The organism is Pseudomonas abieticivorans (assembly GCF_023509015.1).
GTDB lineage: Bacteria > Pseudomonadota > Gammaproteobacteria > Pseudomonadales > Pseudomonadaceae > Aquipseudomonas > Aquipseudomonas abieticivorans.
The window spans coordinates 576,611-601,561 of sequence record NZ_CP094975.1 but is presented as its reverse complement, the minus strand read 5'-3'; the positions used below and the strand labels follow the sequence as shown (position 1 = coordinate 601,561).

The window sequence follows — 24,951 nt, the reverse complement described above, 5'->3', positions numbered from 1 at the left end:
CATGCGCGTTCACTCCCATCGAACTACTAGGAAAGCGCTCTCGATGTCATCCACAGGTGTCCTGCTCGAGCACTATTACCGAGAGCTGGTGGGGTACCTCAGTGCGCGCATCGGTAGCCGGCATGCTGCCGAAGACATCGCGCATGATGCCTACGTGCGGGTGCTGGAGCGGCGCGACCAGGCGCACATCAGCCAGCCGCGGGCGTTTCTTTACCGCACCGCGATGAACCTGGTGATTGATGACCATCGACGGGGCGCCATACGCCGAGCCGAGTCACTGGACGTACTGGAAACCGACGAACGTTTTTTCGTGGCGCCAGACCATGCCCCATCGGTGCACGACGAGCGTCTGGATTTGCTGGTGCGGGCATTGGATGAGCTGGGTGACGCGTGCCGCCAAAGTTTCCTGCTACGCAAGCTCGAAGGCCTGTCGCACCCGGAAATAGCGGAGCGCTTGAATATTTCCAAGCCCATGGTCGAAAAACACATCGTCAATGCCATGAAGCATTGCCGCCTGCGCATGCGCCAGTGGGCCGAATCCTGATCGCGTAGAGCCTATTTGACGTAGCGCGGCTTGCTGCTGATCACCGTTTCACCCTCGTCATTGCGGCTCAGGTAAACCGGCAACACCTTGGGCAGGGCCTGAACCAGGCCGCTGATATTGCGGGTGTTGTAGATCCCGCCGATGCGCAGTTGGTTCGTGGCGCGGTCGCCCAGGTGTATGGGCTTGTCCAGGTAGCGGTTGATCTGCGGCAGCGCCTCGCTCAACGGGATGTCATCCAGGATCAGTTTCCCATCCCGCCAGGCCAGTACCTCGTTGGCTGACGCGGCGCTGACGTCGGGTACCAGGCTGCGTGCGTCATAGCGGGCTTGCATACCCGGTGACAGATACGCCAGTTGGTCAGGCTGGTTGCGGTTGCCCATGACCTGTACTGAGCCCTGGGTCAGGGTCACCACGACCTGATCCTCGTAGGTCCATACGTTGAAGTGCGTGCCCGTCACGCGCACCTGGCCCTTGCCGGCGTTCACCAGGAACGGATGGCTGGCATCGTGCTGTACCTCGAAATAGGCTTCGCCCTTGCCCAGGGTCACGCTGCGCCGGTCTTTGAAATTGGCGAACGACAACTGGCTGCCCAGGTTCATCTGCACGTGGGAGCCGTCGGCCAGGGTGATGTCGCGCACGCTTGAGCCACTTTCGAAACGCTGGTAGCTGTCGGGGATCAGGTTGAGCTGCCAACCCAGCAGCCCGGCCAGCGGTAACGCCAGTACCAATGCAGCGGCAGCCATCAGGGGGCGCTTGTAGGTACGACGTGGCGCAGGCGCGGGTGCGATGTGCGCGGGGGCGTCGGCGGGCAGGAATTCGCTGATGGTCCAGATTTCCAGCATGGCGTCGTACTCGCGCTGGTGCGCCGGGTCGCTGCTCAGCCAACGGTGGAGCTGATCGCGCTCTTGCTCGGTGAAGTCAGGCTCATTGACACGCATGCACCAGTTGGCCGCCTCATCGCTTACGCGGTCATTGGATGGATCTGAAGCAGGGGGGCTGAGCATGGCGGTCTACCGGCTGGCTGATCTGTACTCTCGAAACACTCGGCCCTGTTATAGCGACCCGAACAATAATTATACAGTTAAAGCCTGCTCAGCATAGCGGCAGATTGCCACGAGCCTATGGCCGCGCACGTGCTTTTGGGTGGGGCGGGGGAGGGTCGATGTCCACCCGGGTGGACATCCTACGAAAGCTCAGGCGTTCTGAGTGGTTGCCACGAAGTTTTTGCAGTGCACCAAGGCGTCGCGAATCATGAAGTTCACCAGGGTCGGTGATACGCCTAATTCGGCGGCAATGTCTTTCTGCGGTTTGCCGTGCACGCGGTACATCACGAATGCATAGCGGGTGCGCTCGGGCAGTTGTGCCAATGCGCGATCCACCTTGCCCAGCGTCTGACGGTCCACATTGATCGACTCCGGATTGGACACCTGGGGCGCCGCGTTCAGGTTCTGCTCGTCGCTGACGAAGTAACGCTGCTCCATCGATTGCTTGCGGTAATGGTCGATGGCCAGGTTGCGCACAATGCGGAACACATAGTTGAGCCGGGCGTTGAAGGGCAGCGTGTCGGCCTTCATGCCGGAAACCCTGAGGTACGCATCCTGAACCACGTCTTCGGCGCGGCTATGGCAGCCGGTGATCCGCGCCGCGGTCTTGATCAGGCCCGGGCGGTTGGTAATCAGCGTTTGCAGCAGTGAAGGGAATCCATTGAGCGAGAGGTCTGTGGTGCCTGAATCCTGCATGGTGGTACCTGCGCGGGCAAGGTTGACAGAAAAGTGTGTCCTTACGTAACGGCGACGACATTAGGGTTGTTGCTTATCATTGTCAAATGAGAATTTGTTCTATCTATAATTTTTTTGCGCTGCTCTTTGGTGCGTTTTGCGCTGTCGTGGGGCAGGAAAAGGCGCAATGGCGGGGTACGGCCCGTGTATGAATGGTCGTTTTTGAGTGCGGGAAAAATCTTCGCGTTCGTATCGCAGCAGGCTAAATTTGCGCGCGCTCCACGCGTCTTCTGATCAGCCATTCTCAGGGTCGCCATCTAGGAGCGTCTGTGCATTCGTATTTCCTGCAACCATTAGCGTGGGCCGTTTTTTGTGTGGCCGCAGGCTCGGCCCATGCCGCCGAATTGGCCCCCCGGGCCAGCATCAGTTGGTCTTCACTGGGCGTGCCCCATGTGCAGGCCAGCGATGATGCGGGCCTGGGCTACGGCATCGGCTACGCCTATGCGCGGGACAACCTGTGCCTGCTGGCCGATGAAGTCCTGACGGTCAACGGGCAGCGCTCGCAAGTGCTTGGCCGCGTTGGGCATTCTTCGGTGGGGCTGGACAACCTGACCTCGGATATTTTCTTCAAGTGGCTCAACAGTGACGAGCAGGTGCAAGCCTTCTGGCGCGCGCAGCCGCCGGGGATGCAGCAACGCATCGGCGGGTATGTGGCGGGGTTCAACCGTTACCTGGCGCAAACCCCGGCCAGCCAGCAGCCCGAACTGTGCCGCAACGCCGGTTGGTTGCGGCCTTTGGTGGCTGAAGATGTGGTGCGCCTGACGCGGCGTTTGCTGGTGGAAGGCGGCATCGGCCGTTTCACCAAGGCCCTGGTGGGCGCAACCCCACCCGCGGCGGCGCCGACTGCCGCTGCAGCCCCTGCCAGCGCAGCCCAATCGCTGGCGCAGTTGCAGGCCTTTGCCCAGACCCGCGGCAGTAATGCCATTGCGGTGGGCGGCGCGCGCAGCGAAAACGGCAAGGGCCTCTTGCTGGCCAACCCGCACTTCCCCTGGACCGGTGGCCTGCGCTTTTACCAGATGCACCTGACCGTGCCGGGGCAATTGGACGTGATGGGCGCCGCCTTGCCGGGCCTGCCGCTGGTGAACATCGGTTTCAATCAGCACCTGGCCTGGACCCACACGGTGGATCAGTCGGCGCATTTCACCCTGCACCATTTGCAACTGGACCCCCAGGACGCCAAGCGCTACGTGGTGGACGGGCGCAGCGAGCCCTTGCGCACGCGCCATATCGAGGTGCGTGTGCGCGAGGCCGACGGCACATTGACCCCGGTCAGCCATGAGGTATACGAGTCGCGCTTTGGCCCGCTGGTGGTGCTGCCGGGCTTGATGCCTTGGGACGCCAAGCAAGCCTATGCCCTGCAAGACGCTAACCTGGGCAACGATCGCATTTTGGCGCAATGGGACGCCATGAACCGCGCGCGCAACGTCAGCGAGTTGCAGCAGGCAGTCGCCGCGCACCAGGGTATTCCGTGGGTCAACACCCTGGCGGTGGATGACAGCGGCAAGGCCTTGTACATGAACGCCTCGGTAGTGCCCAACATTCCCTTGGCGCAACTGGCCCAGTGCGCTGACCCGGCCTTGGTCAAGGCGGGCTTGCCGGGGCTGGATGGCAGCCGCTCGGCGTGCAACTGGCAGCCGGACGAAGGCGCCCGGCAGGCCGGTATCGTTGCGGCCAAGCACTTGCCGCAATTGCAGCGTGACGATGTGCTGCAGAACTCCAACGACAGCGCCTGGTTGACCCAGCCGGCTGCGCCGCTCACGGGTTTCTCGCCCTTGATCAGCCGCAGCGACCGGCCATTGGGCCTGCGTGCACGCTTTGCCCTGAGCCAGTTGCAGCAGTGGGGCAGCAAGCCGATTACGCCGGCGTTTCTGGCAGGCCTTGTGACCGGCAATCATGTGTATATGGCGGACCTGGTATTGGATGACGTGCTCGCCTTCTGTAAAGCCCAGGCAGACAAGGCCGTGCAACCGGCCTGTACGGCATTGAGCGGCTGGGATCGGCAGGCGCAAGTCGACAGTGGCCTGGCGCCGCTGTACTTCCAGTTGGCCGTGGCGGCGCTGCAAGCCGGCGGCGACAGTTGGCGCGTGCCGTTTTCCGCCAAGGATGCGCTGCATACGCCCAGCGGCATTGCCTGGGACCGCCCGGAGGTTGCCCAGCGCCTGCACAAGGCCTTGGCCGATGCCAGTGCGCGTCTCGCCAACCTTGAGCCGGGCACCCGCTGGGGCCAGTTGCAAACCGTGCGCCGTGGCGCGGACCGAATCGCCATTCCCGGTGGTGACGGTAAGCTGGGTATCTACAACGCGATTACCACCCAGCATGATGGCGTACGCCTGGCTGTCGACGGTGGCAGCAGCTACATCCAATTGGTGCGCTTCGACGACCACGGGCCGGTGGCCCAGGGGTTGTTGGCCATGTCGCAGTCCAGCGACCCGGCCTCCAAACACTTCAAGGATCAGACCCTGTTGTTCTCGGCGCAGCAATGGCGCCCACTGCCCTTCACGCCCGAGCAGATCAAGGCAGACGGCGAGGGTGAAGTACTGCAGCTGAAGTAAAGCAAGGAGGGCGGTGAGCATAGGGCTCACCGCCTTTTTCCGCGATCAGCCGCCGAAGGTCAGCGCGCCTTTCATCATGGTGGCGTGGAACGGGAAGGAGCAGAAGAATTGGTAGGCAACACCGGCCTGCAACTTCGAGGTATCGAAGGTGACCGAATCTTTGTTGCCCAGCTCAATCAGGTGAGTATGCGCCAGCACGCGGCTGTCGCCCGGCTGCACATAGTCATTGGCCTCACCGGCCTTGGCGCCGTCATCGATCACGCCTTTCATGTCGTCCTTCTTGGCCAATACCCAGTTATGCCCCATCACGTTCTTGGGCAGGGTGCTGGCTTGCAGGTTGACGGTGAAGGTCTTGCAACTGGCGGGCACGTTGATGGTTTTCAGGTCGTAGGTCATCTGGTCGGTGCCATGGATGTCGACCGAGCAGGGTTCGGCAGACCAGGCAGCGCCAGACAGGGCGAGGGCGGCGAGGGTAATGGCTAAGCGCAGCATAGGGGTTCTCTGTTAGGGATTGGCCTTATGCAAGACGAAGCGTGCGGGGGTGGGTTTAGGAAGTTTCATGTTGGGGAGGGGTAGGGCTTGGCTTGGGATTCAAGTGCTGCTGAGACCGGCCGCCCGCGCGGCCGGTCTCAGCGACACTTGAGTCTTGAGTCAAGCCGCGCGCACAGCCGGTAACGGCCATGATTGAATCTCAAACCTCACCCCTGCCACTGCGACTCCACCACCCCCCTGACCCCAACATCAATCGCAAACACCCCCCCCGCCAACGGCTGATCGCTCACATCCCCGCCCGGCCGAATCGAGGTCACGTACAGGGTGTCCAACTCACGCCCACCAAACGCGCACATCGCGGGCTTTTTCACCGGCACGGCCACGGAGCGGTCCAACTTGCCTTCGGGCGTGAAGCGGTGGATCAAGCCGGCGTCGTTGCCGCAGATCCAATAGCAACCGTCGCTGTCCATTGCTGCGCCATCGGGGCGGCCGGGGTACGCGTTCATGTCCACGAACAGGCGGCGGTTGTGGGGCGTGCCGCTGGCAGTGTCGTAGTCAAATGCCCAGATGCGTTGCACGCTGGGGTGCGAGTCGGACAGGTACATCGTCGCCCCGTCCGGGCTGAACGCCAGGCCATTGGGGGTGGTGAAGCCTGCGAACTGCTCGCTCAGGTGGCCGCCGCTGTAGCGATACAGGACGCCTGCGTCGCGGTTTTGCGCCATGTCCATGACCATGGTACCGGCCCAGAAGCGACCTTGGCGGTCGCAGCGGCCGTCGTTGAAGCGCATGCCCGGCAGGGCATGCTCCACGCGGCTGAGCAGGGTGCTGGTGACACTGCCATCGGCGTTCAACACCAGTTGGTAGACGCCGTCCTCCATGCCGGCGATCCAGTTGCCGTGCGGATTGCGGGCGATGCAGGCGGGCATTTGCGCGGTGGCCCAAGCACTGTGTTGCTGGTTCAGCGTGTCCCAGCGATGCAGGGCCTTGCCGGGGATGTCCACCCAATACAGCGCTTGTTCGCTGGGGACCCACACCGGGCTTTCGCCGGTGCCGTTTTGTGCGTCGAGGATCAGTTCAGCAGTCATGCATGCTCCCTGCAATCAGTCGCCAAAAGGCCCGGAGGCCACGAAAGCGCCGCCCTGGTAAACCATCGAAGGGTCATCGGCGGGCACGGCGGGTTGCGCCTCGACCTTGGCTCGGAACGGCTCGGAGCTGTCGGCCGGGTGGTAGCCCAGGTGTGCGGCGTAGCGGTTGTCCCACCAAGTGGTGGTGTTGTTGGAGGCGCCGTAGACGATGGTATGACCCACGTCAGGGGTGAACAGCGCTTTTTCGATCAGTTGCGTCAGGTCGCCAAAGCTCAGCCACGAGGCCAGCATGCGACGGTTTTGCGGCTCCGGGAACGAGGAGCCGATGCGGATGCTCACGGTCTCGATGCCGTAGCGATCGAAGTAGAAGGAGGCCATGTCCTCGCCATAAGACTTGGACAAACCGTAGTAGCTGTCAGGCCGGCGCGGTGCCTGGGCATCGATGCGCTGGTCCTGTTTGTAAAAGCCGATCACGTGGTTGGAGCTGGCGAATATCACCCGCTTGACGCCGTGGCGCCGCGCCGCTTCATAGATGTGGAACACGCCACTGATGTTGGCGCCCAGGATTTCCTCGAAAGGCCGTTCCACCGACACGCCGCCAAAGTGCACGATCGCATCTACGCCTTCGACCAGGTGATGCACGGCCTGCTTGTCGGAGAGGTCGCACACTTGGACTTCTTCGCGCTCAGAGGTGGCCGGGGCAATGTCAGCGATGTCCGACAGCCGAATGACCTTGGCACACGGCTGCAGGCTTTCGCGCAGGACCTTGCCCAGGCCGCCGGCGGCGCCGGTCAATAGCAGACGGTTGAACGGTTTGATATCGCTTGCGGTGCTGGTCATGCTGCATTACCCCTGACTGATTTAGAGCAACGTGATCGGGTAGCTGACGAAGATCCGATTCTCGTTGAATTCGCTGGTGCTGAAATCGCGGCGCATGGTGGAGTTGCGCCACCGCAGGTTCAGGTCCTTGAACGTGCCGCTCTGGAAGGTATAGGCCAGTTCCGATTCGCGGCCCCATTCCTTGCCATCGGTGATGGCCCCGGTGTGCACGTTGTCGCCGCTGATGTAACGGTTCATCAGGGTCAGGCCGGGCACGCCCAAGGCAACGAAGTTGTAGTCGTAGCGTACCTGCCAGGAGCGTTCCTGGGCATTGTCGTAGCTGGAGTTGTAGCTATCGTTGGCCAGGGTGCCGCCGCTGGTGCCGTTGACGCGCATCCAGGCGCTGTCGCCGGTGAGTTTTTGCAGGCCGACGAAGAGCGTGCCACCGCCGTACTTGGCTGACAGCATGGCCGAGTAGGTTTTGTTGTCCAGCTCGCCCGCCAGGGCGCTGCCGTCTTCGCTGCCGTGGAAGTAGCCCAGGTTGGCGCCCAGGGTCCAGGCACCGACCGGCTGGGAGTGCAGCAACTGCACGTATTGCTGGTGGTAGATGTCTTCGAGCTGGTCGGTCCACACGCCCACCAGGGTGTGCTTGTCGTTGAAGGTGTATTCACCCCCGGCAAAGTTGAAACGGTCGGACAGGAAGGCCGCTTTGCCGTTCATCGACATGTCGCTCATGCTGCCGTCGTTGCGCGGGCTGTTCTGGCGGAACTGGCCACCGTACAAGGTCAGGCCGCTGATTTCCTGCGAGGTGACCTGGCCGCCCTGGAAGGTTTGCGGCAGCGAACGGCCGTCGTCCGAACGCAGGATCGGCAGCACCGGCATCCACTCGCCGATTTTAAGCTCGGTCTTGGAGATCTTGGCTTTGGCCGCGACGCCCAGGCGGCCGAAGTTGTCGGCCGGATCGCCGTTGCTGTCCAGCGGCAGCAACTGGGTGCCGCCGGTGCCGCCACCGCCGTCGAGTTTCTGCGAGAAGGTGCCCAGTACGTCCACGCCAAAGCCAACCAGGCCTTGGGTGTAGCCAGACTTGGCGTCGAGGATGAAGTTTTGCGTCCACTCGGCCTGGGTGTTCTGCGGCGCGGCATCGTTGGTGAAATCGCGGTTGAAATAAGCGTTGCGCAGGGTCAACGTGGCCTTGGTGTCGTCGATGAAGCCTGCGGCTTTGGCCTGCAAGGGCATCAGTACCGCCAAGCTGCTGGCGCCGAGGAGAAACAAAGAGCACGAACGAATAGAGGTCGATTGGGTCATGATGCGCCTTTATTATTTTTATTGAGTCATATGTTGTCGTACAACTTCGCGGATTATCGACACCGTTCTGGGGGTTGTCAATGGGGTTTTTGGGGGGAGGTTGGCCCTCGCCGATGTTTACCTGAAGGATCAAGCCATGAAGTTCAATGCTGACGTCATCATCATCGGGGCCGGTTTCGCCGGTGTGACCGCTGGCCGGGAACTGAGCAGCAAAGGCCACGACGTGCTGATCCTGGAGGCACGTGGCCGCCTCGGCGGTCGTACGTGGTACCGCGACAGCGTGCTCGGGCGCCCGCTGGAAATGGGTGGCACCTGGGTGCATTGGACGCAGCCCCACGTGTGGGCCGAAATCGTGCGCTATGGCCTGGCGCTGGTGGCAAGCCCGGTGCCGGTGCAGGCGCTGTGGGCAGAGTCGGGGCAGGTACGGCACATGGCGCCCCAGGCGCTGTTTGGTGAACTGGACGCGGGCCTGTCGCTGATGGATACCCAGGCCCGCGCGCTGTTCCCCAACCCCCACGACATCGACGTGAACACCCAGGTGACGCCGGCCCTGGAAGCACGCAGCGTTGGCCAGGCAATCGCCGAGCTGGGCTTGCCGGCACAGCAGCAACGCATGCTGCAGAGCATGATGGCGCTGAACTTCAATGGCGACCCGGCGCAAGGCGCTTACACCCAGTACCTGCGCTGGTCGGCATTGTGCGGTGGCCACTGGGAACTGTTGTTCGAGGCTTGCGCCACCCATAAGTTGGCCGGTGGCACGGGCAATTTGATCGAGTCGATCCAGGCTGACTCACGGGCGCGCGTACAATTAAACAGCGTGGTAGAGCAGGTACTGGAAAAGGCCGACGGGGTACAGGTGCGCACCGCAGATGGCCAGCGTTTGAATGCCCGCCAGGTGATCATCGCCGCGCCCCTCAATACCTTGGGCAGCATTGCCTTCAGCCCGGCCTTGAGCCCTGGGCTGATGCAGGTCAGCCAGCAGCGCCACGCCGCGCAGGGCATCAAGGTGTGGATCAAGGTCAAAGGGCACGTCGACACCCTGGCGGCGATGGCCAACCATGACGCGCCGCTGAATTTCATGCAGGTGGAATACACCTGCGGCGACGACACCCTGCTGGTCGCGTTTGGCCCGCGGGCGCAGGCCTTGGACCCGAGCGACCGCGCCTCGGTGGAGCAGGTGGTACGCCAATGGTTGCCCCAGGCCGAGGTCTTGGCTGTCGATGCCCATGACTGGAGCGGCGACCCCTTTGCCTTGGGTACCTGGCCCATGTTACGGCCCGGCCAGTGGCCGATCGTCGACGCCGCGGCTCGTACGGCGTCCGCCCATGCCCGGCTGCACCTGTGCGGCAGTGACTTTGCCCAAGGCTGGGCCGGCTTCATCGATGGCGCCATCGAGAGCGGCACGCGGGTCGGTGGCCGGGTGGCGCGCCAATTGAGCCTTGAGGCCAAGCATCAAGGCAAATGATCGGCGGCAAAATCCGCCTCCGATCGCGCCTGCAGCCGCCCTTGCCGGCAGGCCTTCTGGAAGCGTTCGAAGTCGCGTTCGTTATGGTCGGCATAGGCCTGGGCGTATTTGAGCAAGGCCTCGCTCAGCGCATCGCTTTTGCCGATGTAGCCACTGATGGGCCCGGCAAGGCCCGAGGCTTTGGCATGGGTGCGGGCCAGGGCACGGCCGCAGATGCGGGCGTAGGCGTTGAAGGTGGTGGCGTCGAAGTTCTCCAGTTCCGCCGACACCTTCATGTCTCGCAGTTGGCGCACATAAAAGTGCCGCCCGGTAGGGCCGGTGGTCCAGCCCAGGAACAAATCGCTGGCCGACTGCATCAGGCGCTGGCCCTCCACCACGCGCCGGCCTTGGTGACGCACCTTGGACTTGCTGCCTACATAAGCCGCCAACACCGAGCGCCGCGCTTCCTTGAATTGCAGGAACAGCGGCTTTTGCTGATCATCGGTGAGCAGCGCCACCAGGCAGCGGGTGCCGACGCTGCCCACGCCCACCACCTTGAACGCCATGTCTTGCACCTTGAAACGCGACAGCACCTCGCGCCGGTCGGCCTGCAAGGTCATGCGATAGTCCTTCATGAAGGTGTTGTACAGCGGGTGCCAGTTATTGAGCTTCATCCAGTCGTCGCTGGCGTCCAGCAACGAGGTGTTCTTGTGCAGGTGGAAGATCTCCGGCAGGTCGTCGCGGATCAGCAGGCGGCCTTGCCGGTCACGCTCGGTGATCTTGGGCAGCAGTTGCGCATGGGTGCGCCTCTGGGCTTTATCGATGGCTTTTTCGACGTGCTCAAACGTGCTTTTGGCTTCGGCCTGCTCCAGCAGGTCTTGATAAGTGATTGCGTCGTACCATACGTCCAAGGCGCCTTCTTCGGCGCAGCGGGCCATGGTTTTCTGGTAGGAGCGCACCACGTCCAGGCACACGCTTTCTTCCACGCCCTTGCCGTGGCGCAGGTCGCGGGCGGCGATCAGAAAGCTGGCCACCAAGCGCTTGAGGTCCCACTCCCAGGGCCCAGGGTGGGCCTCGTCGAAGTCGTTCACGCTGAACAGCAGGTTGCGCTCCGGTGTGGCGAAACCGCCAAAGTTCATCAGGTGGCAATCACCGCAAATCGGCAAGCTCAGCCCCATGTTCTGCGTGCCAGCCAGGTCGTGGGCCTGCAACAGCGCGCTGCCGCGGTAGAAGGTGAAGGGCGAGACCAGCATGCGCCCGTAGCGCAGTTGCACCAGGGACTTGACCCGGCCCTTGCTCGAGGCCTCGATCAAGGGCAGCGGGTCGCGGTCGATGTCGCCGGGCCCGGCCTGGCTGCTGCGCGGGCATTGCTGGCGGGCGTCTTTACCACGTTGCAGGCGATCTTTGAGGCTGGTCATGGTGGCCGCTTGTTGGGGGGGGAAGCACAAAGCTTAGCGGATTATCCAGAATCGCCAGCCCCCCTGGCCGTGTCTGCGCGCGCCCTTAAAAGTAGATCAGCGCTTCGACCAGCGCCGTCAATTGCGTGGTGTCACGGCCATTGCCGAACGGCTTGTCGCCGCGCTGTCCGTCGAACCAATCGTAGCGCAGCTCCGGGCGCAGCGAGACGTTGCGGTTCAGGTCGTAGCGAAAGCCTGTGGTCAGGGCGTTGAAGCGGCCGCTGGCGGTGGTCACGGGCAACAACACGAAGCCGTCGGGGTCGGCGAAGTGCTCGCCACGCACCGAGAACGACAGGTCGGGACGCGCCTGATAGGTGAGCACCGCATTGGCTCCCCACCAGTGCGCGCCATCAAAGCCTGGGCCGTTGATGATGTCGACGGTGTCGGCCTGGCCATCGCCCGCCTGGCGCCCATACACCAGCTCGGCGCCCATGGACCAGCGCTGGTCGAACTGGTGCCAGCCGTTGAGCGAGTGCTGTTGTTTGAGTTGGCCGTGGGGCGAGACCAGGCGCGAGACGGGCGCCTGGACGTCGCCGAAGTCGCGGTTCTGCTCGTTGCCCACCATGAACTCGTAGTCCACCCAAGTGCGCATGTCGGGGGTGCGCCAGCGGATCGCGCCGATCAGCGAGTGGCTGTCGTTGTTATCCTGTAGGTTGTTCCAACCCTGCACCAGCCCGGCCTCGACGCCGAGGATGCCATGCGCAGTGTTCATCAGCCGCGTGCCCACTTGCACGCCTGCCACCGTGCCGGGCTCGGTGACGAAGGCGTAGGTCTTGCTGGCAAAGGGGTTGCGCGCGGCGCGCAGGTTGGGCGGTATTTCATAGCCCATGGCCGGCCCGAACAGCCCGGCCATTACGTTGAGCCCCGTGCCGTAGGGCAGGTAGGCAAGTGCGGCGAGGTTGGGCAGGGCCAGGAATTTCTGCTTGTCGCGCTGGGCCTTGGCCGGGTCGTTGTCACCGGGTTGGTTGACGTGCCAGTGGGTGTCCCAGCCGAACGTGCGGCCAAACTGGGCGTTTCGACCATAGAACGTTTCGAAGGTAAAGCCGAACGAGGCGTCTTGCGGTTGCGGGCCGGGCAAGGGGGTGACGCGGGGGTCATGTCCGAGACCAGCGGTTTGTCGATGAACAGGTGCAGCGACCCCAGCTCCAGGCCTTCGTCCGACATTCCGTTGAGGGGCAGGTTGCTCAAGCCGTGCTCGCGTTCTTGATGGGTGGAGCGGTTGTTGCGGCTGTAGGCCATGTCGATCAGGCCCGAGACGGTGATGCCGTAGTCTGCTTGCAGGGTGTTGCCGAGCACCTCGCGAAACAGCGAGCCCTCCCCGGGCAGAGGCGGCGCCTGCTCGGCCCGTGCGGGGCCATTGGCGATCGCGAGGGCGGACAGCACCGCACCCAGGGTTTTCACCTTGATGTTGGACATGTATTCACTCTTGTTTTTATTAGTGTGTGAGCAGCGGTGTGGCACGCCCCGGCGCCGAGGCCGGGACAGTGGAGCGTGAGTCAGTCGCTGCAGGCCAGCGGCGCATGGCGGGTGCCGTTGTGCGCGGGGGTGAGTGGGTGCAACTGGCGCAGAAGATCTGCCAGCAGAGTCGGCAGTTCGCCCAGTTGCGTCACGGCACCGAACAGGTAGAAGTCGGGGCGCACCAACATCGCCGTGACCCCGGCGGCGCGCATGAATGCATGGTATTTGCCCGATACATCCACGTACTCGCCAGCGACGGTGGGCGGGCTTAGGTGCACCACGCGCAGGTCGACTGGCCCCAGGGCACTGGCAAGGTCGGGGTGCGGATCAGCATCGCCGATGACCACCAGGTGAAAGCCCCGGCCAAATAGCTCGTCGTAACGCGACACTCGGCCTTGGAATTCGATGTTGCCGTGCACGCCCAGGGTGCCGGCAAGGCCGATCGGCTGGCCGTTGTCTTTTTTATGAACCAGCCCGTCGCACAGGCCGGGGAAGGGCGCCAGCGGCGGCACGTCACCGCTCAGGAACGCGGTGTCGCGGGCGGCTGCCTCGGCAAGGTCGGATACACACACCACCTTGCCCATGGCCATCGAGGCGTCGATCACCGCGCGGATCTGCGGTTTGCGTTCGGCGGTGTAGCTGTCCAGCAGGTGCGCGTCGCAGCTGCCGTCGAGCACCTGTTGCAAGCGCCACGACAGGTTCCAGGCGTCACGAATCCCTGAGCACATGCCTTGGCCCATGAACGGCGGCATCAGGTGTGCGGCATCGCCGGCCAGCAATACGCGGCCCTGGTGCCAGTGCTCGGCGATGCGCGATCGGAACTGGTACACCGCGTGACGCACCAGGGTCGCAGTGTGCGGGGTGACCCATGGCGACAGCAGCTCCCAAACCTTGTCGCTGGCTTGCAGGTCTTCGAGGGTTTCGTGAGGCAGGCGCATGAACTCCCAGCGACGGTAACCGGGGCCGCCCGGCACCATGGTGGTAGGGCGTGCCGGGTTGCACCATTGGCCGATGTCGGGCACGTCCAATACCACGCCCGGCTTGGGCTGCAGGTCGACCACCAACCAGTCCTCCGCGAAGCCCAGGTCGTGCCATTGAATACCAAGGCTGCGGCGTACAAAGCTGTTCGCACCGTCGGCACCGATCACGTAGCGGGCCTGGACCTCGCAGGTTTGTTCGCCCTGATCCATGCCTGCGGCGTCGCGCACCGAACGTTGCAGCTTCAGGGTGCAGTGCTCGGCGTGCTCGAAGAGTTCGACCGCTTCCCACCCCTGGTGGACCTCGACTGTGGGCAGGCGCTTGGCCTTGGCGTCGAGGATCGCTTCCAGCGCCGGCTGGTTGAACAGGTAGCCGAAAGGGCCGTCGCTGACGGACTCGGCCGACCAGTCGATTTCTACCAGCACTTTCCAGTCGGCGTTGAACCACTGGTAGCAGGCGCTGGGCTGGGAGATCTGCTCCAGGTCCTGGTTCAGGCCCATCATGCGGAAAATACGGTGGATCTCGTGATCATGGAACACGGCGCGGGGCAGGGGGTACAGCGATTGCCAGCGGTCGTACACCGCCACGCGCAAGCCCATCTTGCCCAATAGAATGGCCAAGGTCTGGCCGACGGGGCCATAGCCGACAATCGCGACGTCAACTTTTTTTGCAGCGTTCATATTCGGTATCCAGGCAAGCAAAGATAAAGGCGCAGGCAAGCCGGGGCCGTTGCGCGCGCAGGGCGGGCACGGTCGAGGGGCGTCCGGCGGGTTGGCGCGCTAGGGGATGGGCGGCGTGGCGCTGGCTTCGGTGTTGAAGATGAAGTTCTCGGGCACATCGGGGCCCCAGAGGTACAGCGAGTTTTCCGGGTTGAAATCACCGGTGGGCCAGACAGTGCCCTTGGCGATGAAGTCCATCTCGGCGGAGTATTCGCAAAACGAACCCCAAGGGTCTTGCACGTAATGGAAGTAATTGGAGCCCAACGCGTGGCGCCCGGTACCCCAGCCTTTGCCGTAGCCAGCCTTGGCCATTTGCGCGGCGCCAACGCCGACTTCATCAATACTCGCCACTTCCCAGGCCGCGTGGTGCCAACCCTTGGCCGAACTTTTGGCGAAGGCCACCAGATGGTGATCGCAGCCGTGAGGGGCATGCAGGAAGGCGATGATGTCCTGGGATTTATCAGACAGCCTCAGGCCAATCGCACGCTGGTAGAAATCGATGGAGGCGGGCACCTCAGGGCTGAAAAACAGCACGTGGGACAGGCGCGTTGGCTGGATACGAGGCAGTTGGTCGCGGGTGCCCACGCCGCGCACAGGGGCGGTGTCGCTGATGGACGCGTGGGTGACCTTGCCGTTGGGCATGGTCTTGTCGCCCACCTTGATTTGCAGCAGGTTGCCGTGCGGGTCGCGAAACCAGAAACCCACGCCATCGCCGGTTTCAAAGCGCGCGCCCTGGTGTTCGACTTGCTGGCGCAGGGCATCGTAGTCCTGGGCGTAGCAATTGAAACTGAGGTAGGCCAGTGACTTTTGCTCGCCGGGCAAGATCCTCGCCCAGACCCGGCCGTCGGCGGCGCGCAAGGTCAGGTGTTGCCCGCTGGCCTCCACCTCCAGGCCAAAGCTTGCAAAGAAGTGCTGTGCCTGGGGCAGGGACGGCACGTACAGCGCATAGTGATCGATCGAATGCACGCCACGGTGTTCGCAGGTCATGATCGCCTCCATTTATTGTTTTCTAGACGAAGCCCCTTGGAGAGGAGCTTCGCGCGTGGGCCTGCTTCAGGCTTCGTCGACGACCGGGTTGGACAGGGTGCCGATGCCTTCGATGGACACCTGCACCACATCGCCTGCCTTCAAAAATGCTGGGGGCGTCATGCCGAAACCGACGCCGGCCGGGGTGCCGCTGACGATCACATCGCCGGCGCTCAGGGTCACCGCCTCACTCAAGGTGGAAATGATGGTGGCGACGTCAAAGAGCATGTCGCTGGTGTTGACCGACTGCACCACTTTACCGTTCACGCGGGTTTCCAGCAGCAAGCCCTTGCCGCCTTCGGGCAGTTCGTCGGCGGTGACCAGGTCCGGGCCGAAGGCGCCGGTGTCATCGAAGTTCTTGCCCACGGTCCATTGCGGCGACTTGAACTGGTACTCGCGCACCGAACCTTCGTTGAACAGCGCATAGCCGGCCACGTGCGACAACGCGTCGGCCTTGCTGATGTGGCGGCCACCGCTCTTGAGCACCACGGCCATTTCGCCTTCGTAGTCCAGGGTGTCGGAGATGCGCGGGCGCACCAGCGGCTGGTTGTGGCCGATCAAGCTTGAATTGAAGCGCGGAAACAGCGTGGGGTAGTCCGGCTGGGCGTAGGGCGATTCCTTGGTGTGGTCGGCGTAGTTCAAGCCCACGCAAATGATCTTGCCCGGTTGCTGCAACAGCGGCAGGTAATCGTGCTCGCCGACCTGTACCAACGGGCCCTCGGCACTTGCACCGTAAGTGCTCAAGTCGACACCACGCTTGAGCAGTGACTCCAGGGATTCTTGCCCCAGTACCCGAACGCCTTCGGCGGTGCGTACCCCCAGGGTGGCAGTGCCCTGGTACAGAAAATTTACATAACGCATGGTCAAGCCTCTTGTTGTGGTCTCGGGCCAGGCGGTCGTGGCGCCTCCCGATGACGTCAAGGTAATCCGCAAAATAATATAACGTCAACGATAAAATATATTTTATTGGTTTTTTCGATATTCGGCCGTTTTGTGTAGTATTGGCTCAGCACAACAGGACCTTTACCCGTGACTCAGCATCAAGCTTGGCTTCCTGAAGCCGAACCGACCGAAAAGCGCACCATGGCGTCCCAGCTGGAAATGCTCGTGCGCCAAGACATCATCAACGGTCGGCTGAAACCGGGCACCAAGCTGCGGCTCAAAGAGTTGGCGCTGTCTTACGACGCCGGCGTCATCCCGTTGCGCGAGGCGCTGTCGCGGCTGGCGGCCACCGGGTTTGTTTCCTCGGCCGAGCAGAAGGGCTTCAGCGTGGGCCGTATTTCGGCCGACGAAATACGCGACATCACCGCCACACGGCTACACATCGAGACCCAGGCGCTGGCCGAGTCCATCCGCCTGGGCGATGTGGAGTGGGAAAGCCGGCTGATTGCCGCGCACCATCGGCTGGACCGCCTGCCCGTGGTCGAAGGCCCGGAGCGCCTGCTCAAGCCTGAGTGGGAAGCGGCCCACGACGCGTTCCACAGTGCACTGATCGCGGCCTGCCAATCGCCCTGGTTGCTGCGCTTTGCCGAGACCCTGCGTGACCAGACCGCACGCTATCGGGTGCTGTCGATGCACTACGCCGAAAGCATTCGGCGCGATGTGCCGGGCGAACATCGGCAAATGCTCCATGCTGCGTTGAACAAGGATGTAGAACGCGCCTGCCAACTGCTGCGCGACCACTACGAGACCACCACCCAGGCGGTGCTCAACCACGAATTGTTGAGTACCCCCCAGAAAAAGTGACTGTGATTGATGAGTGAACCCAACGCCACCACGGCCCCCCGCCAACGCCGGGCCCCCAAGGGCGAAAAGCGCCGCGAAGAGTTGCTCGATGCGGCGTTGCAGCTGTTCTCTCTGGAAGGCTACACCGGCGCCTCGATGGCCCGGATTGGCGATATCGTCGGTATCTCGGTGGCCGGGGTGCTGCACCATTTTCCCAACAAGATTGCCCTGCTGATGGCCGTGCTGGACCGCCGCGACGCGGTCAGCCAGAAAATCGCCGACGAGGTGCGCGCCGAGAAAACCCTTTCAGGGCTATTGGGCAGCCTGCGCGCGATCAACCGCTCCAATGCCACGGCACCGGGAGTGATCCGCGCCTTCAGCATCCTCAACGCTGAGAGCCTAGTGGAAGGCCACCCCGCCTGGGCGTGGTTCCAGGCGCGTTACCACGGCATCCATGGGCGAATGGTGGCGCAGTTGCAAGAGTTGGTGGAGCTGGGCGAAGTCCGCCCGGACGTGGACCTGAGCAACGTGGTGCGCGAGTGCCTGGCGATGATGGATGGGTTGCAGCTGCAGTGGCTGCGGTTTCCCGAGCAGGTGGATCTGGTGGGGGTGTTCGATGGGTACGTGGCGCATCTGGACGCCTCGATAAGGAAGGTCCCCGTGCAGGGCTGAGGCACCTGCACGGGTAAGCTTAGGTCAGTTGGCGCTCCCTTGGGCCGAAGAGGTCGAGGTGTCGTAATCGCCACTGTCGCTGCTGTCGGCCTCATCGCTGCTGGTCTGGTCGTACAGGCCACCGGTCTTGAGCGGCGGCAAGGTGACCTGGGTCGATTTCAGCGCCGAGCGCGGCAACGGGTTGCTGGTGGTGGTCGACAGTTCCTGGCGGAATGGGTTGACCAGCTTGGCATGCAGGCGGATGTCGGCAGACGAGGCGCCCAGCGACAGGTCGAAGGTGTCGGCGTCGACCACCCACTGCTTGCTGGCCACGTCGTAGTAGGCCAGCGAGCGATCGTTCAGCTCGATGGTCACGCGCTTGCTTTCACCCGGCTTCAAGAAGACCTTCTTGTAGCCCTTGAGCTCTTTGAGCGCACGTTCCACTTTCGGGTGTTGCTGGCCGACGTACAGTTCGGCCACTTCGGCACCGGCGCGCTTGCCGGTGTTGGTCAGGTCGAACGAGACCTTGATCGGCGTGTTGCCCACCGCGGCGCCCGGGGTGACCTTGATGTTGCTGTAGCCGAAGGTGGTGTACGACAGGCCGAAACCGAATGGGTAGAGCGGCTTGGTGCCCTTTTTCTCGTAACCGCGATAACCCATCAGCAGGTCATCCTTGTAGCTGATTTCCTTGAGCGACAGGTTGTTGTCGTAGTTGGGGAAGGTCGCGTACAGCGGGTTGTCCTCGATGTTGCGCTCGATGCTGATCGGCAGCTTGGCCGAGGGGTTGACCTTGCCAAACAGGATTTCACCCAGCGCCTGGCCACCGTTCTGGCCGGGGTAGAAGGCGTGCAGCGCGGCCGAGACCTGGTCGACCCAGTCAGCCATTTTCAAGCCAGTGCCGCCGTGCATGGCGACCACGGTGTTGGGGTTGACCTTGGCGATGCTCTGGATCAGCTCGCTCTGGTACTCGGGCAAGTCGAAGCTGTGGTCGAAGCCTTCGCCTTCGTATTCGTTGCTGTTGCCCACGGCCACCACCACCGCGTCGTAGCCGGACAAATCCTTGGGCGCGGCCAGTGAAGCCCAGCTCATTTGCACGCCAACCATGCCGCCCATGGTGGAGATGTAGCCGTCGCGGCGCGAGTATTCCAACTTGATGTCGTAGGCCTTGCCTGCCTCGAGCTTGATTTTGCCGGACTGCGGAATGGTCGGCGGGATGCTGTTGGTGGGCAGGTGCTCGCCGTCGCCGTTGTTGATGATTTCCTGGCCATTGACCCACAGGCGCACGGCACCGTCGGCGCGTACTTTGAACACCTGGTCGCCGCTGGTGGTGGGGGTGACCTGGCCGGTCCAGCGAACGGACGTGTTGGCGGTGTCGCCATTGGTGGGCAGGTCGGTGTCGCTGGACCAGTCCATGTCGACATGGGTGTCGGTGCGGGTGGCCGCCGGGTCACCGGACCAATTGGCATTGGTGAAAAACTCGGCCTTCAGGCCCTTGGTGCTGTTGCCGGCCGTGTCGGTGCTGGTCCAGGCCGAGGTGGTCGGGTCCAGGGACAGGCCGTCGATGAAGTCGACCTTGGCGTTCGGCGCGGTTTGCGCGATGCCCGACAGTTCGCTGATGTACTGCGTGGCTTCGACGTTGGCACTGCCGAAACCGGTGGGCGGTGCGTACTTGGCCAGATCGCCGACAACTGCGATTTTCTTGACCTTTTTCGCGTCCAGCGGCAGCAGTTCGTGTTCGTTTTTCAGCAGCACGATGCCTTCGCGGGCCACGTTCAGCGCGGTTTTGTTGCTGGTGGCGCTGTTCATGTTGTGCACGGTGGACGGCGTCTTGCTGTCGAACTTGTACAGGTAGATCGCCCGCAGAATACGGCGCACCTTGTCGTCGATGGTGGCGGCACTGAGCTCGCCGCTGTCCATGAACGGCTTGAGGATGGTGCTGTTCATCTGGTAGCCCATCATGTCCAGGTCGGTGCCGGCCTGGGCTGCGGCCAGGCCGCTGACGACGGCGTTGTAGTCGCTTTGCAGGAAGCCCTTGTAACCCCATTCCTTCTTCAGGATTTCGGTGATCAGGTGCTTGTTCTCACAGGCGTACTCACCGTTCACCTTCTGGAACGAGCACATCATCATTGCCACCTTGCCGTTCTTGGAGGCGGACTCGAAGGTGGGCAGGGTCATCTCGCGCAGCACGCGCTCGCTGATGGTCTCGTTGAGGATGAAGCGGTTGGTTTCCTGGTCGTTGGCCGCATAGTGCTTGGCCTCGGCCCACACGCCGCGCGCCTGGATGCCGTTGATCACCGCAGGGCCCAGGCTTGCGCCCAGGAACGGGTCTTCACCGGACAGGTACTCGAACGCGCGGCCGCCGTAAGGGGTGCGGTAGAGGTTCATGCCCGGGCCGGTGATGAACTGGTAGCCACCGGTTGCGGTGTCGTAGCCCAGGGCGCGACCGAAGTCCAGGGCGCGGCGCGGGTTCCAGGTGGCGGCGATGTTCGGCCCGCTCGGGTAAACCACGCCCTGGTCGTTGCCTTCGCTGGTGTAGCGCACGCCGGCGCCACCGTCGGCACCATGGATTTGCGGGATGCCGTACTGGGTCAGCGGCTTGACGTCCCAGCCACCGGTGCCACCGATGTAGGCCAGTTTTTCTTCCTGGGTCATCTTGGCCAGGGTTTTTTCCGCGGCCTTGTCGGCGCGCTGTTCACGGGCTTCCTGCTGCGTGGCATCGGCGGCGTGCACCTGGGAAACGGCCAGGGCCAACAAGGCCAGCGCCGAGTGCGCGCCAAGGTTTTTGCGTGTGTTCATGTAGTGCTCCAACAGGTCAATAATTCCATGCTCAGCCATGGCGGCCTATCGATGGCTCGCCACTTTCTTCAGACAAAAGCGTGCCCGTGCCCAAACTTTAAAGTTTCAGTAAAGGCAAGATGATGGCCACGGTTTTAATCAAGTTAGTTAACTTGAGTGTTCTTTCTGTCTATATAAGAGGTGCCATTATTACGCTATCGTTTGTAGCCGAAATGACTCCGATAGCCCTTTAAATTAAGACAATTGTTGTCAGAATTTGTCAATCGAAAGGTGTTTTTCTACGTTTTTTGGGTTTTTGTGTCCAAATGTGTGAACCTTCGCTAAACCTACTGGTCTGTTGGTTTAGCGATTAAATGGCTATCACTGCCGTTCGTAAGTTTAATTGGATGAGCGCTTGAAGGACGGGCGTCGACAGAACTAATCTGCCGGCGCTTTTTAATGTGTGTACTTTTTTAGTTGGAGTGAATTGCTATGAAACTGTCCCTGATCGGTGCCTGCGCCGCCCTGACCTTAAGCTTTGCTGGCGCCACCTTCGCAGCCGATTCCGCTGACGCTGCCGCCGCCACCTCCGGCGCCTCGAACGCCACCGTGATGACCCAGAGCCACGACGCCAAGGCGCAGAAGAAACACAAGAACGAATCGCAGAAGGGCGGTCGCCCGATCAACCAGGCGGCGAAGAAAAGCGCCGACTGATCCAGCCGTACTTGCCAGGGCTTGCCTTGCGAGCCCTGACACCCAGCCCCTTCGATATTCAGATAGATGCCCATGCCCCCCTCCCACGTCGACGCCCTGAACCTGGTGATCCCACCCAGCGAACAGCTCTGCCAATGGCTGATGACGCACTCGGGCCTCAAGCCCATTGACCTGGAACGCGCCCGCCGCCTGCAGGCCGAATCCGAAGACGATGAACTGCTCGGTTTGCTCACGCGCCTGGGCCTGGTCTCGGAACTGGAAGTGGCCCGGGCCTGGTCGGCGTTGTTGCAGGCACCATTGTTACTGGCTGAAGACGCGCCTGGGGAGCTTGAGCGTTTGCCGCCCCTCACCGAACGTTTCATGCGCCACTATCGCGTGGTGCCGTTGTGCTGGGACGAGCAAGGTGTGCAGTTGCTGGCGGCCAACCCGGCCAACGATTACCCGTTCCAGGCCGTGGCCCATGCCTGCGCTGCGCCGGTGTTCCTGGTCATTGGCCCCGGCAATGAAGTGGACAGCCTGATCGAGCGCTTTTATGGCCAGGGCCGTTCGGCCATGGGCTCGCTGATCGAGACGCTGGACGACGACGCAGGCTCTTTGGAAGACATCGAGCACCTCAAGGACTTGGCCTCGGAGGCGCCGGTGATCCGCCTGGTCAACCTGATCATGCAGCGCGCCGTCGAACAGCGCGCCTCGGACATCCATATCGAACCCTTCGAAAGCCAGCTCAAGGTGCGCTACCGCATCGATGGCGTGCTGCACGAGGCCGAGGCGCCGCCGTCCAGTTCGTCTGCCGCGGTGATCAGCCGGGTCAAGATCATGGCACGCCTGGACATCGCCGAGCGCCGCCTGCCCCAGGACGGGCGGATCATGCTGCGCATCCAGGGCAAGGAACTGGACCTGCGGGTGTCCACGGTGCCGACCAGCTTTGGCGAGTCGGTGGTGATGCGCCTGCTCGACCGCCAGACCGTGCGGTTCGACTTCCAGAGTCTGGGCTTTGACGGCGAGCGCCTGGACGGGTTTCTCGATGTGCTGGAGAACCCCCACGGTATTTTGCTGGTGACCGGCCCGACCGGCTCCGGCAAGACCACCACCCTTTATACGGCGTTGTCGCGGCTCAACACCGCCGAGCGCAAGATCATCACCGTGGAAGACCCGGTGGAGTACCAACTGGAAGGTATCAACCAGATCCAGGTAAAACCCGCCATCGGCCTGGACTTTGCCGGCGCCTTGCGCTCCATTGTGCGCCAAGACCCGGACGTGATCATGATCGGCGAGATGCGCGACCTGGAAACCTGCCGCATCGCCATCCAGTCCTCGCTCACCGGCCACCTGGTGCTCTCGACCCTGCACACCAACAGCGCGGCAGCGAGTATCACCCGCCTGCTGGACATGGGCGTGGAAAGCTACCTGATCGCCTCTACCGTCAAGGGTATCCTCGCCCAACGCCTGGTGCGCAGGCTTGACCCACATACCCGCATGGCCTTTGAAGCGCCGGCCGAGCTGATCGCCGAGCATGGCCTGGAGCGCTTCACCGAGCAGCGCCCGATTCTTTTATATAAGCCGTGCAGCGAAGCGGCGGGCGGCGGCTATTTCGGCCGCAGCGCCATCACCGAGTTGCTGGTGATGAACGAAGAACTGCGCAGCCTGCTGATGCGCCAGGCCGACGCTAGCACCCTGGAGCAGGCCGCCCGCCGTGGCGGCTTGCGCACCTTGTATGAAGAAGGCCTACGCCAGGCCGTGGCCGGTATCACCTCGCTGGAAGAGGTGCTGCGCGTGACGCGCGGCGAATAACCATGGCCCATTTCAAGTACCGCGCCCTGGACAGTGAGGGTGCCACGCAACAAGGCAGCCTGGAAGCCGCCGACCAGAATGGCGCCGTGGCCTTGTTGCAAAAGCGTGGCTGGCTGCTGCTGGACATCAGCGCCACCAGCGGCCCCGGCCTGCGCCAGGCGCTGAACCGTGGCGCGCTGGGGGGGGCTGCGCTGGTCAGTTTTACCCAGCAACTGGCCACCTTGTTGGGCGCCGGCCAGCCGCTGGAACGCTCGTTGGGCATCTTGCTCAAGCAAACCCACGAGCCCAAGGCCCGCGCACTGGTGGAGCGCATTCGCGAGCAGGTCAAGGCCGGCAAGCCGTTGTCCCAGGCGCTGGAAGAGGAGGGCGGGCAGTTCTCCACGCTGTACATCAGCATGGTGCGCGCGGGCGAGGCGGGCGGCGCGTTGGAGAACACCCTGCGCCAATTGTCCGACTACCTGGAGCGCAGCCAGGTGCTGCGTGGCGAAGTGATCAATGCGCTGATCTACCCGATTTTCCTGGTGGTGGGGGTGCTCGGCTCGTTGGCCTTGCTGCTGGCCTACGTGGTGCCGCAGTTCGTGCCGATCTTTCGCGACCTGGGCGTGCCGATCCCGCTGATCACCCAAGTGATTCTGGGCCTGGGCGAGTTCCTCAGCGCTTGGGGCCTGATGGTGCTGGCCGGCTTGATCGCGCTGGTCTGGGGCACGGCGCTGGCCCTGCGTGACCCGCAACGTCGGCAACGGCACGACCGGCGCATCTTGGCTATCAAGGTGATTGGCCCGTTGCTGCAACGTATTGAAGCCGCCCGGCTGGCACGCACCCTGGGCACGCTGTTGAGCAATGGCGTGGCGTTGTTGCAGGCGCTGTTGATCGTACGCCAGGTGTGCGGCAACCGTGCTTTGCGCGCCCAGGTGCTGCAGGCCACCGACTGGGTCAAGGGTGGCGGCACCTTGGCCAGCGCCTTTGGTGAACAACCGCTGCTGCCTGACCTTGCCATCCAGATGATCGAAGTGGGTGAGCAGGCCGGCGAACTGGACCAAATGCTGCTCAAGGTCGCCGACGTGTTCGACGTCGAGGCCAAGCGCGGCATCGACCGCATGCTCGCAGCCCTGGTCCCCACCCTCACGGTGGTCATGGCGGTGATGGTTGCCGTGATCATGCTCGCCATCATGCTGCCGCTGATGAGCCTCACCAGTAACATTTAAGGAACGTTGTGATGAAAAGCCTCAAGTCTGCCCGCCGCCAAGGCGGTTTTACCCTGCTGGAAATGCTCGCGGTGATCGTGCTGCTGGGCATCGTCGCCACCATCGTAGTACGCCAGGTGGGCGGTAACGTCGACAAGGGCAAGTACGGCGCCGGCAAGGCGCAACTGGCAAGCCTGAGCATGAAAGTCGAAAGCTACGCGCTGGACCTGGGCTCGCCACCGGCCAACCTCAACCAACTGGTGGTCAAGCCGGCCAATGCCGCAGGCTGGGCCGGGCCCTATGCCAAGCCCTCGGATCTGAAAGACCCGTTCGGCCATGCCTTCGGCTACCGCTACCCCGGCGAGCACGGCAGCTTTGACCTGATCTTCTACGGCCAGGATGGCCAGGCCGGTGGCGAAGGCTACAAGGCCGACATCGGCAACTGGGAGTAAGC

At 62.9% G+C, this 24,951-nt stretch carries 20 protein-coding genes and 1 pseudogene; 9 read left to right on the top strand and 12 right to left on the bottom strand.

Annotated elements, in window-relative coordinates; all coding sequences use genetic code 11:
* The first annotated feature begins 43 nt into the window (after positions 1 to 43).
* Positions 44 to 544, top strand: a complete 501-nt coding sequence (locus L9B60_RS02755) for a sigma-70 family RNA polymerase sigma factor (protein ID WP_249675975.1) — start codon at positions 44 to 46, stop codon at positions 542 to 544.
* An 11-nt stretch (positions 545 to 555) separates the two neighbouring features.
* Here the strand turns inward: L9B60_RS02755 and L9B60_RS02750 are convergent, their stop codons facing one another.
* Both L9B60_RS02750 and L9B60_RS02745 read right to left on the bottom strand, forming a co-directional pair.
* Positions 556 to 1,548, bottom strand: a complete 993-nt coding sequence (locus tag L9B60_RS02750) for a FecR family protein (protein WP_249675973.1) — start codon at positions 1,546 to 1,548, stop codon at positions 556 to 558.
* A gap of 189 nt (positions 1,549 to 1,737) precedes the next feature.
* Entirely contained in the window at positions 1,738 to 2,283 is a 546-nt protein-coding gene (locus L9B60_RS02745; protein ID WP_249675972.1) for an RNA polymerase factor sigma-70, read from the bottom strand.
* Positions 2,284 to 2,636: 353 nt separating this feature from the next.
* Between L9B60_RS02745 and pvdQ the strand changes: the two genes are divergently transcribed.
* Entirely contained in the window at positions 2,637 to 4,874 is a 2,238-nt protein-coding gene (gene pvdQ, locus L9B60_RS02740; protein WP_249675970.1) for a bifunctional acylase PvdQ, read from the top strand.
* Between the two features lie 45 nt (positions 4,875 to 4,919).
* On the opposite strand, the gene azu is transcribed toward pvdQ, so the two are convergent.
* From azu to L9B60_RS02720, 4 genes are all read right to left on the bottom strand, one after another.
* Positions 4,920 to 5,366 (bottom strand): azurin, encoded by a 447-nt coding sequence (gene azu, locus L9B60_RS02735; RefSeq protein WP_249675968.1) that lies wholly within the window; start codon positions 5,364 to 5,366, stop codon positions 4,920 to 4,922.
* Between the two features lie 206 nt (positions 5,367 to 5,572).
* Positions 5,573 to 6,451: an SMP-30/gluconolactonase/LRE family protein gene (locus L9B60_RS02730; RefSeq protein ID WP_249675967.1), complete on the bottom strand. Its 879-nt coding sequence runs from the start codon at positions 6,449 to 6,451 to the stop codon at positions 5,573 to 5,575.
* 15 nt (positions 6,452 to 6,466) lie between these two features.
* Entirely contained in the window at positions 6,467 to 7,291 is an 825-nt protein-coding gene (locus L9B60_RS02725; protein ID WP_249675964.1) for an NAD-dependent epimerase/dehydratase family protein, read from the bottom strand.
* 21 nt (positions 7,292 to 7,312) lie between these two features.
* Positions 7,313 to 8,575: an OprD family porin gene (locus L9B60_RS02720; RefSeq protein ID WP_249675963.1), complete on the bottom strand. Its 1,263-nt coding sequence runs from the start codon at positions 8,573 to 8,575 to the stop codon at positions 7,313 to 7,315.
* A gap of 100 nt (positions 8,576 to 8,675) precedes the next feature.
* Here L9B60_RS02720 and L9B60_RS02715 point away from each other — a divergent pair, with 100 nt between their 5' ends.
* On the top strand, positions 8,676 to 10,040 hold the full coding sequence (locus L9B60_RS02715; RefSeq protein WP_283780556.1) for a flavin monoamine oxidase family protein: 1,365 nt from the start codon (positions 8,676 to 8,678) through the stop codon (positions 10,038 to 10,040).
* Here the strand turns inward: L9B60_RS02715 and L9B60_RS02710 are convergent.
* From L9B60_RS02710 to L9B60_RS02690, 5 genes and pseudogenes are all read right to left on the bottom strand, one after another.
* Positions 10,028 to 11,437 carry a DUF2252 domain-containing protein gene (locus L9B60_RS02710; protein WP_249675957.1) on the bottom strand — a complete coding sequence of 470 codons (1,410 nt, stop codon included), beginning with the start codon at positions 11,435 to 11,437 and terminating at the stop codon, positions 10,028 to 10,030. The genes L9B60_RS02715 and L9B60_RS02710 overlap by 13 nt on opposite strands.
* A gap of 85 nt (positions 11,438 to 11,522) precedes the next feature.
* Positions 11,523 to 12,892, bottom strand: a pseudogene (locus tag L9B60_RS02705) (outer membrane beta-barrel protein).
* 80 nt (positions 12,893 to 12,972) lie between these two features.
* The gene (mhpA, locus tag L9B60_RS02700; RefSeq protein WP_249675954.1) at positions 12,973 to 14,592 is read right to left on the bottom strand and encodes a bifunctional 3-(3-hydroxy-phenyl)propionate/3-hydroxycinnamic acid hydroxylase MhpA; all 1,620 of its coding nucleotides are present in this window, start codon (positions 14,590 to 14,592) and stop codon (positions 12,973 to 12,975) included.
* A gap of 99 nt (positions 14,593 to 14,691) precedes the next feature.
* Positions 14,692 to 15,618 carry a VOC family protein gene (locus L9B60_RS02695; protein ID WP_249675951.1) on the bottom strand — a complete coding sequence of 309 codons (927 nt, stop codon included), beginning with the start codon at positions 15,616 to 15,618 and terminating at the stop codon, positions 14,692 to 14,694.
* Between the two features lie 66 nt (positions 15,619 to 15,684).
* On the bottom strand, positions 15,685 to 16,518 hold the full coding sequence (locus L9B60_RS02690) for a fumarylacetoacetate hydrolase family protein (RefSeq protein WP_249675948.1): 834 nt from the start codon (positions 16,516 to 16,518) through the stop codon (positions 15,685 to 15,687).
* A gap of 168 nt (positions 16,519 to 16,686) precedes the next feature.
* On the opposite strand from L9B60_RS02690, the gene L9B60_RS02685 reads away from it, so the two are divergent.
* The gene (locus L9B60_RS02685) at positions 16,687 to 17,403 is read left to right on the top strand and encodes a GntR family transcriptional regulator (RefSeq protein ID WP_249675945.1); all 717 of its coding nucleotides are present in this window, start codon (positions 16,687 to 16,689) and stop codon (positions 17,401 to 17,403) included.
* Between the two features lie 9 nt (positions 17,404 to 17,412).
* A complete protein-coding gene (locus L9B60_RS02680) occupies positions 17,413 to 18,054 on the top strand; it encodes a TetR/AcrR family transcriptional regulator (RefSeq protein ID WP_249675942.1) in 642 nt (213 codons plus the stop codon).
* A 24-nt stretch (positions 18,055 to 18,078) separates the two neighbouring features.
* On the opposite strand, the gene L9B60_RS02675 is transcribed toward L9B60_RS02680, so the two are convergent.
* Complete coding sequence (locus L9B60_RS02675) at positions 18,079 to 20,829, bottom strand: beta-glucosidase (protein WP_249675940.1); 2,751 nt, start codon at positions 20,827 to 20,829, stop codon at positions 18,079 to 18,081.
* Positions 20,830 to 21,300: 471 nt separating this feature from the next.
* On the opposite strand from L9B60_RS02675, the gene L9B60_RS02670 reads away from it, so the two are divergent.
* From L9B60_RS02670 to gspG, 4 genes are all read left to right on the top strand, one after another.
* A complete protein-coding gene (locus L9B60_RS02670) occupies positions 21,301 to 21,522 on the top strand; it encodes a hypothetical protein (protein ID WP_249675938.1) in 222 nt (73 codons plus the stop codon).
* A 72-nt stretch (positions 21,523 to 21,594) separates the two neighbouring features.
* Entirely contained in the window at positions 21,595 to 23,313 is a 1,719-nt protein-coding gene (gene gspE, locus L9B60_RS02665) for a type II secretion system ATPase GspE (protein ID WP_438866056.1), read from the top strand.
* 2 nt (positions 23,314 to 23,315) lie between these two features.
* A complete protein-coding gene (gene gspF, locus L9B60_RS02660; protein WP_249675935.1) occupies positions 23,316 to 24,518 on the top strand; it encodes a type II secretion system inner membrane protein GspF in 1,203 nt (400 codons plus the stop codon).
* A gap of 11 nt (positions 24,519 to 24,529) precedes the next feature.
* Positions 24,530 to 24,949: a type II secretion system major pseudopilin GspG gene (gene gspG, locus L9B60_RS02655; RefSeq protein ID WP_249675933.1), complete on the top strand. Its 420-nt coding sequence runs from the start codon at positions 24,530 to 24,532 to the stop codon at positions 24,947 to 24,949.
* The last annotated feature ends 2 nt before the right edge of the window (positions 24,950 to 24,951 follow it).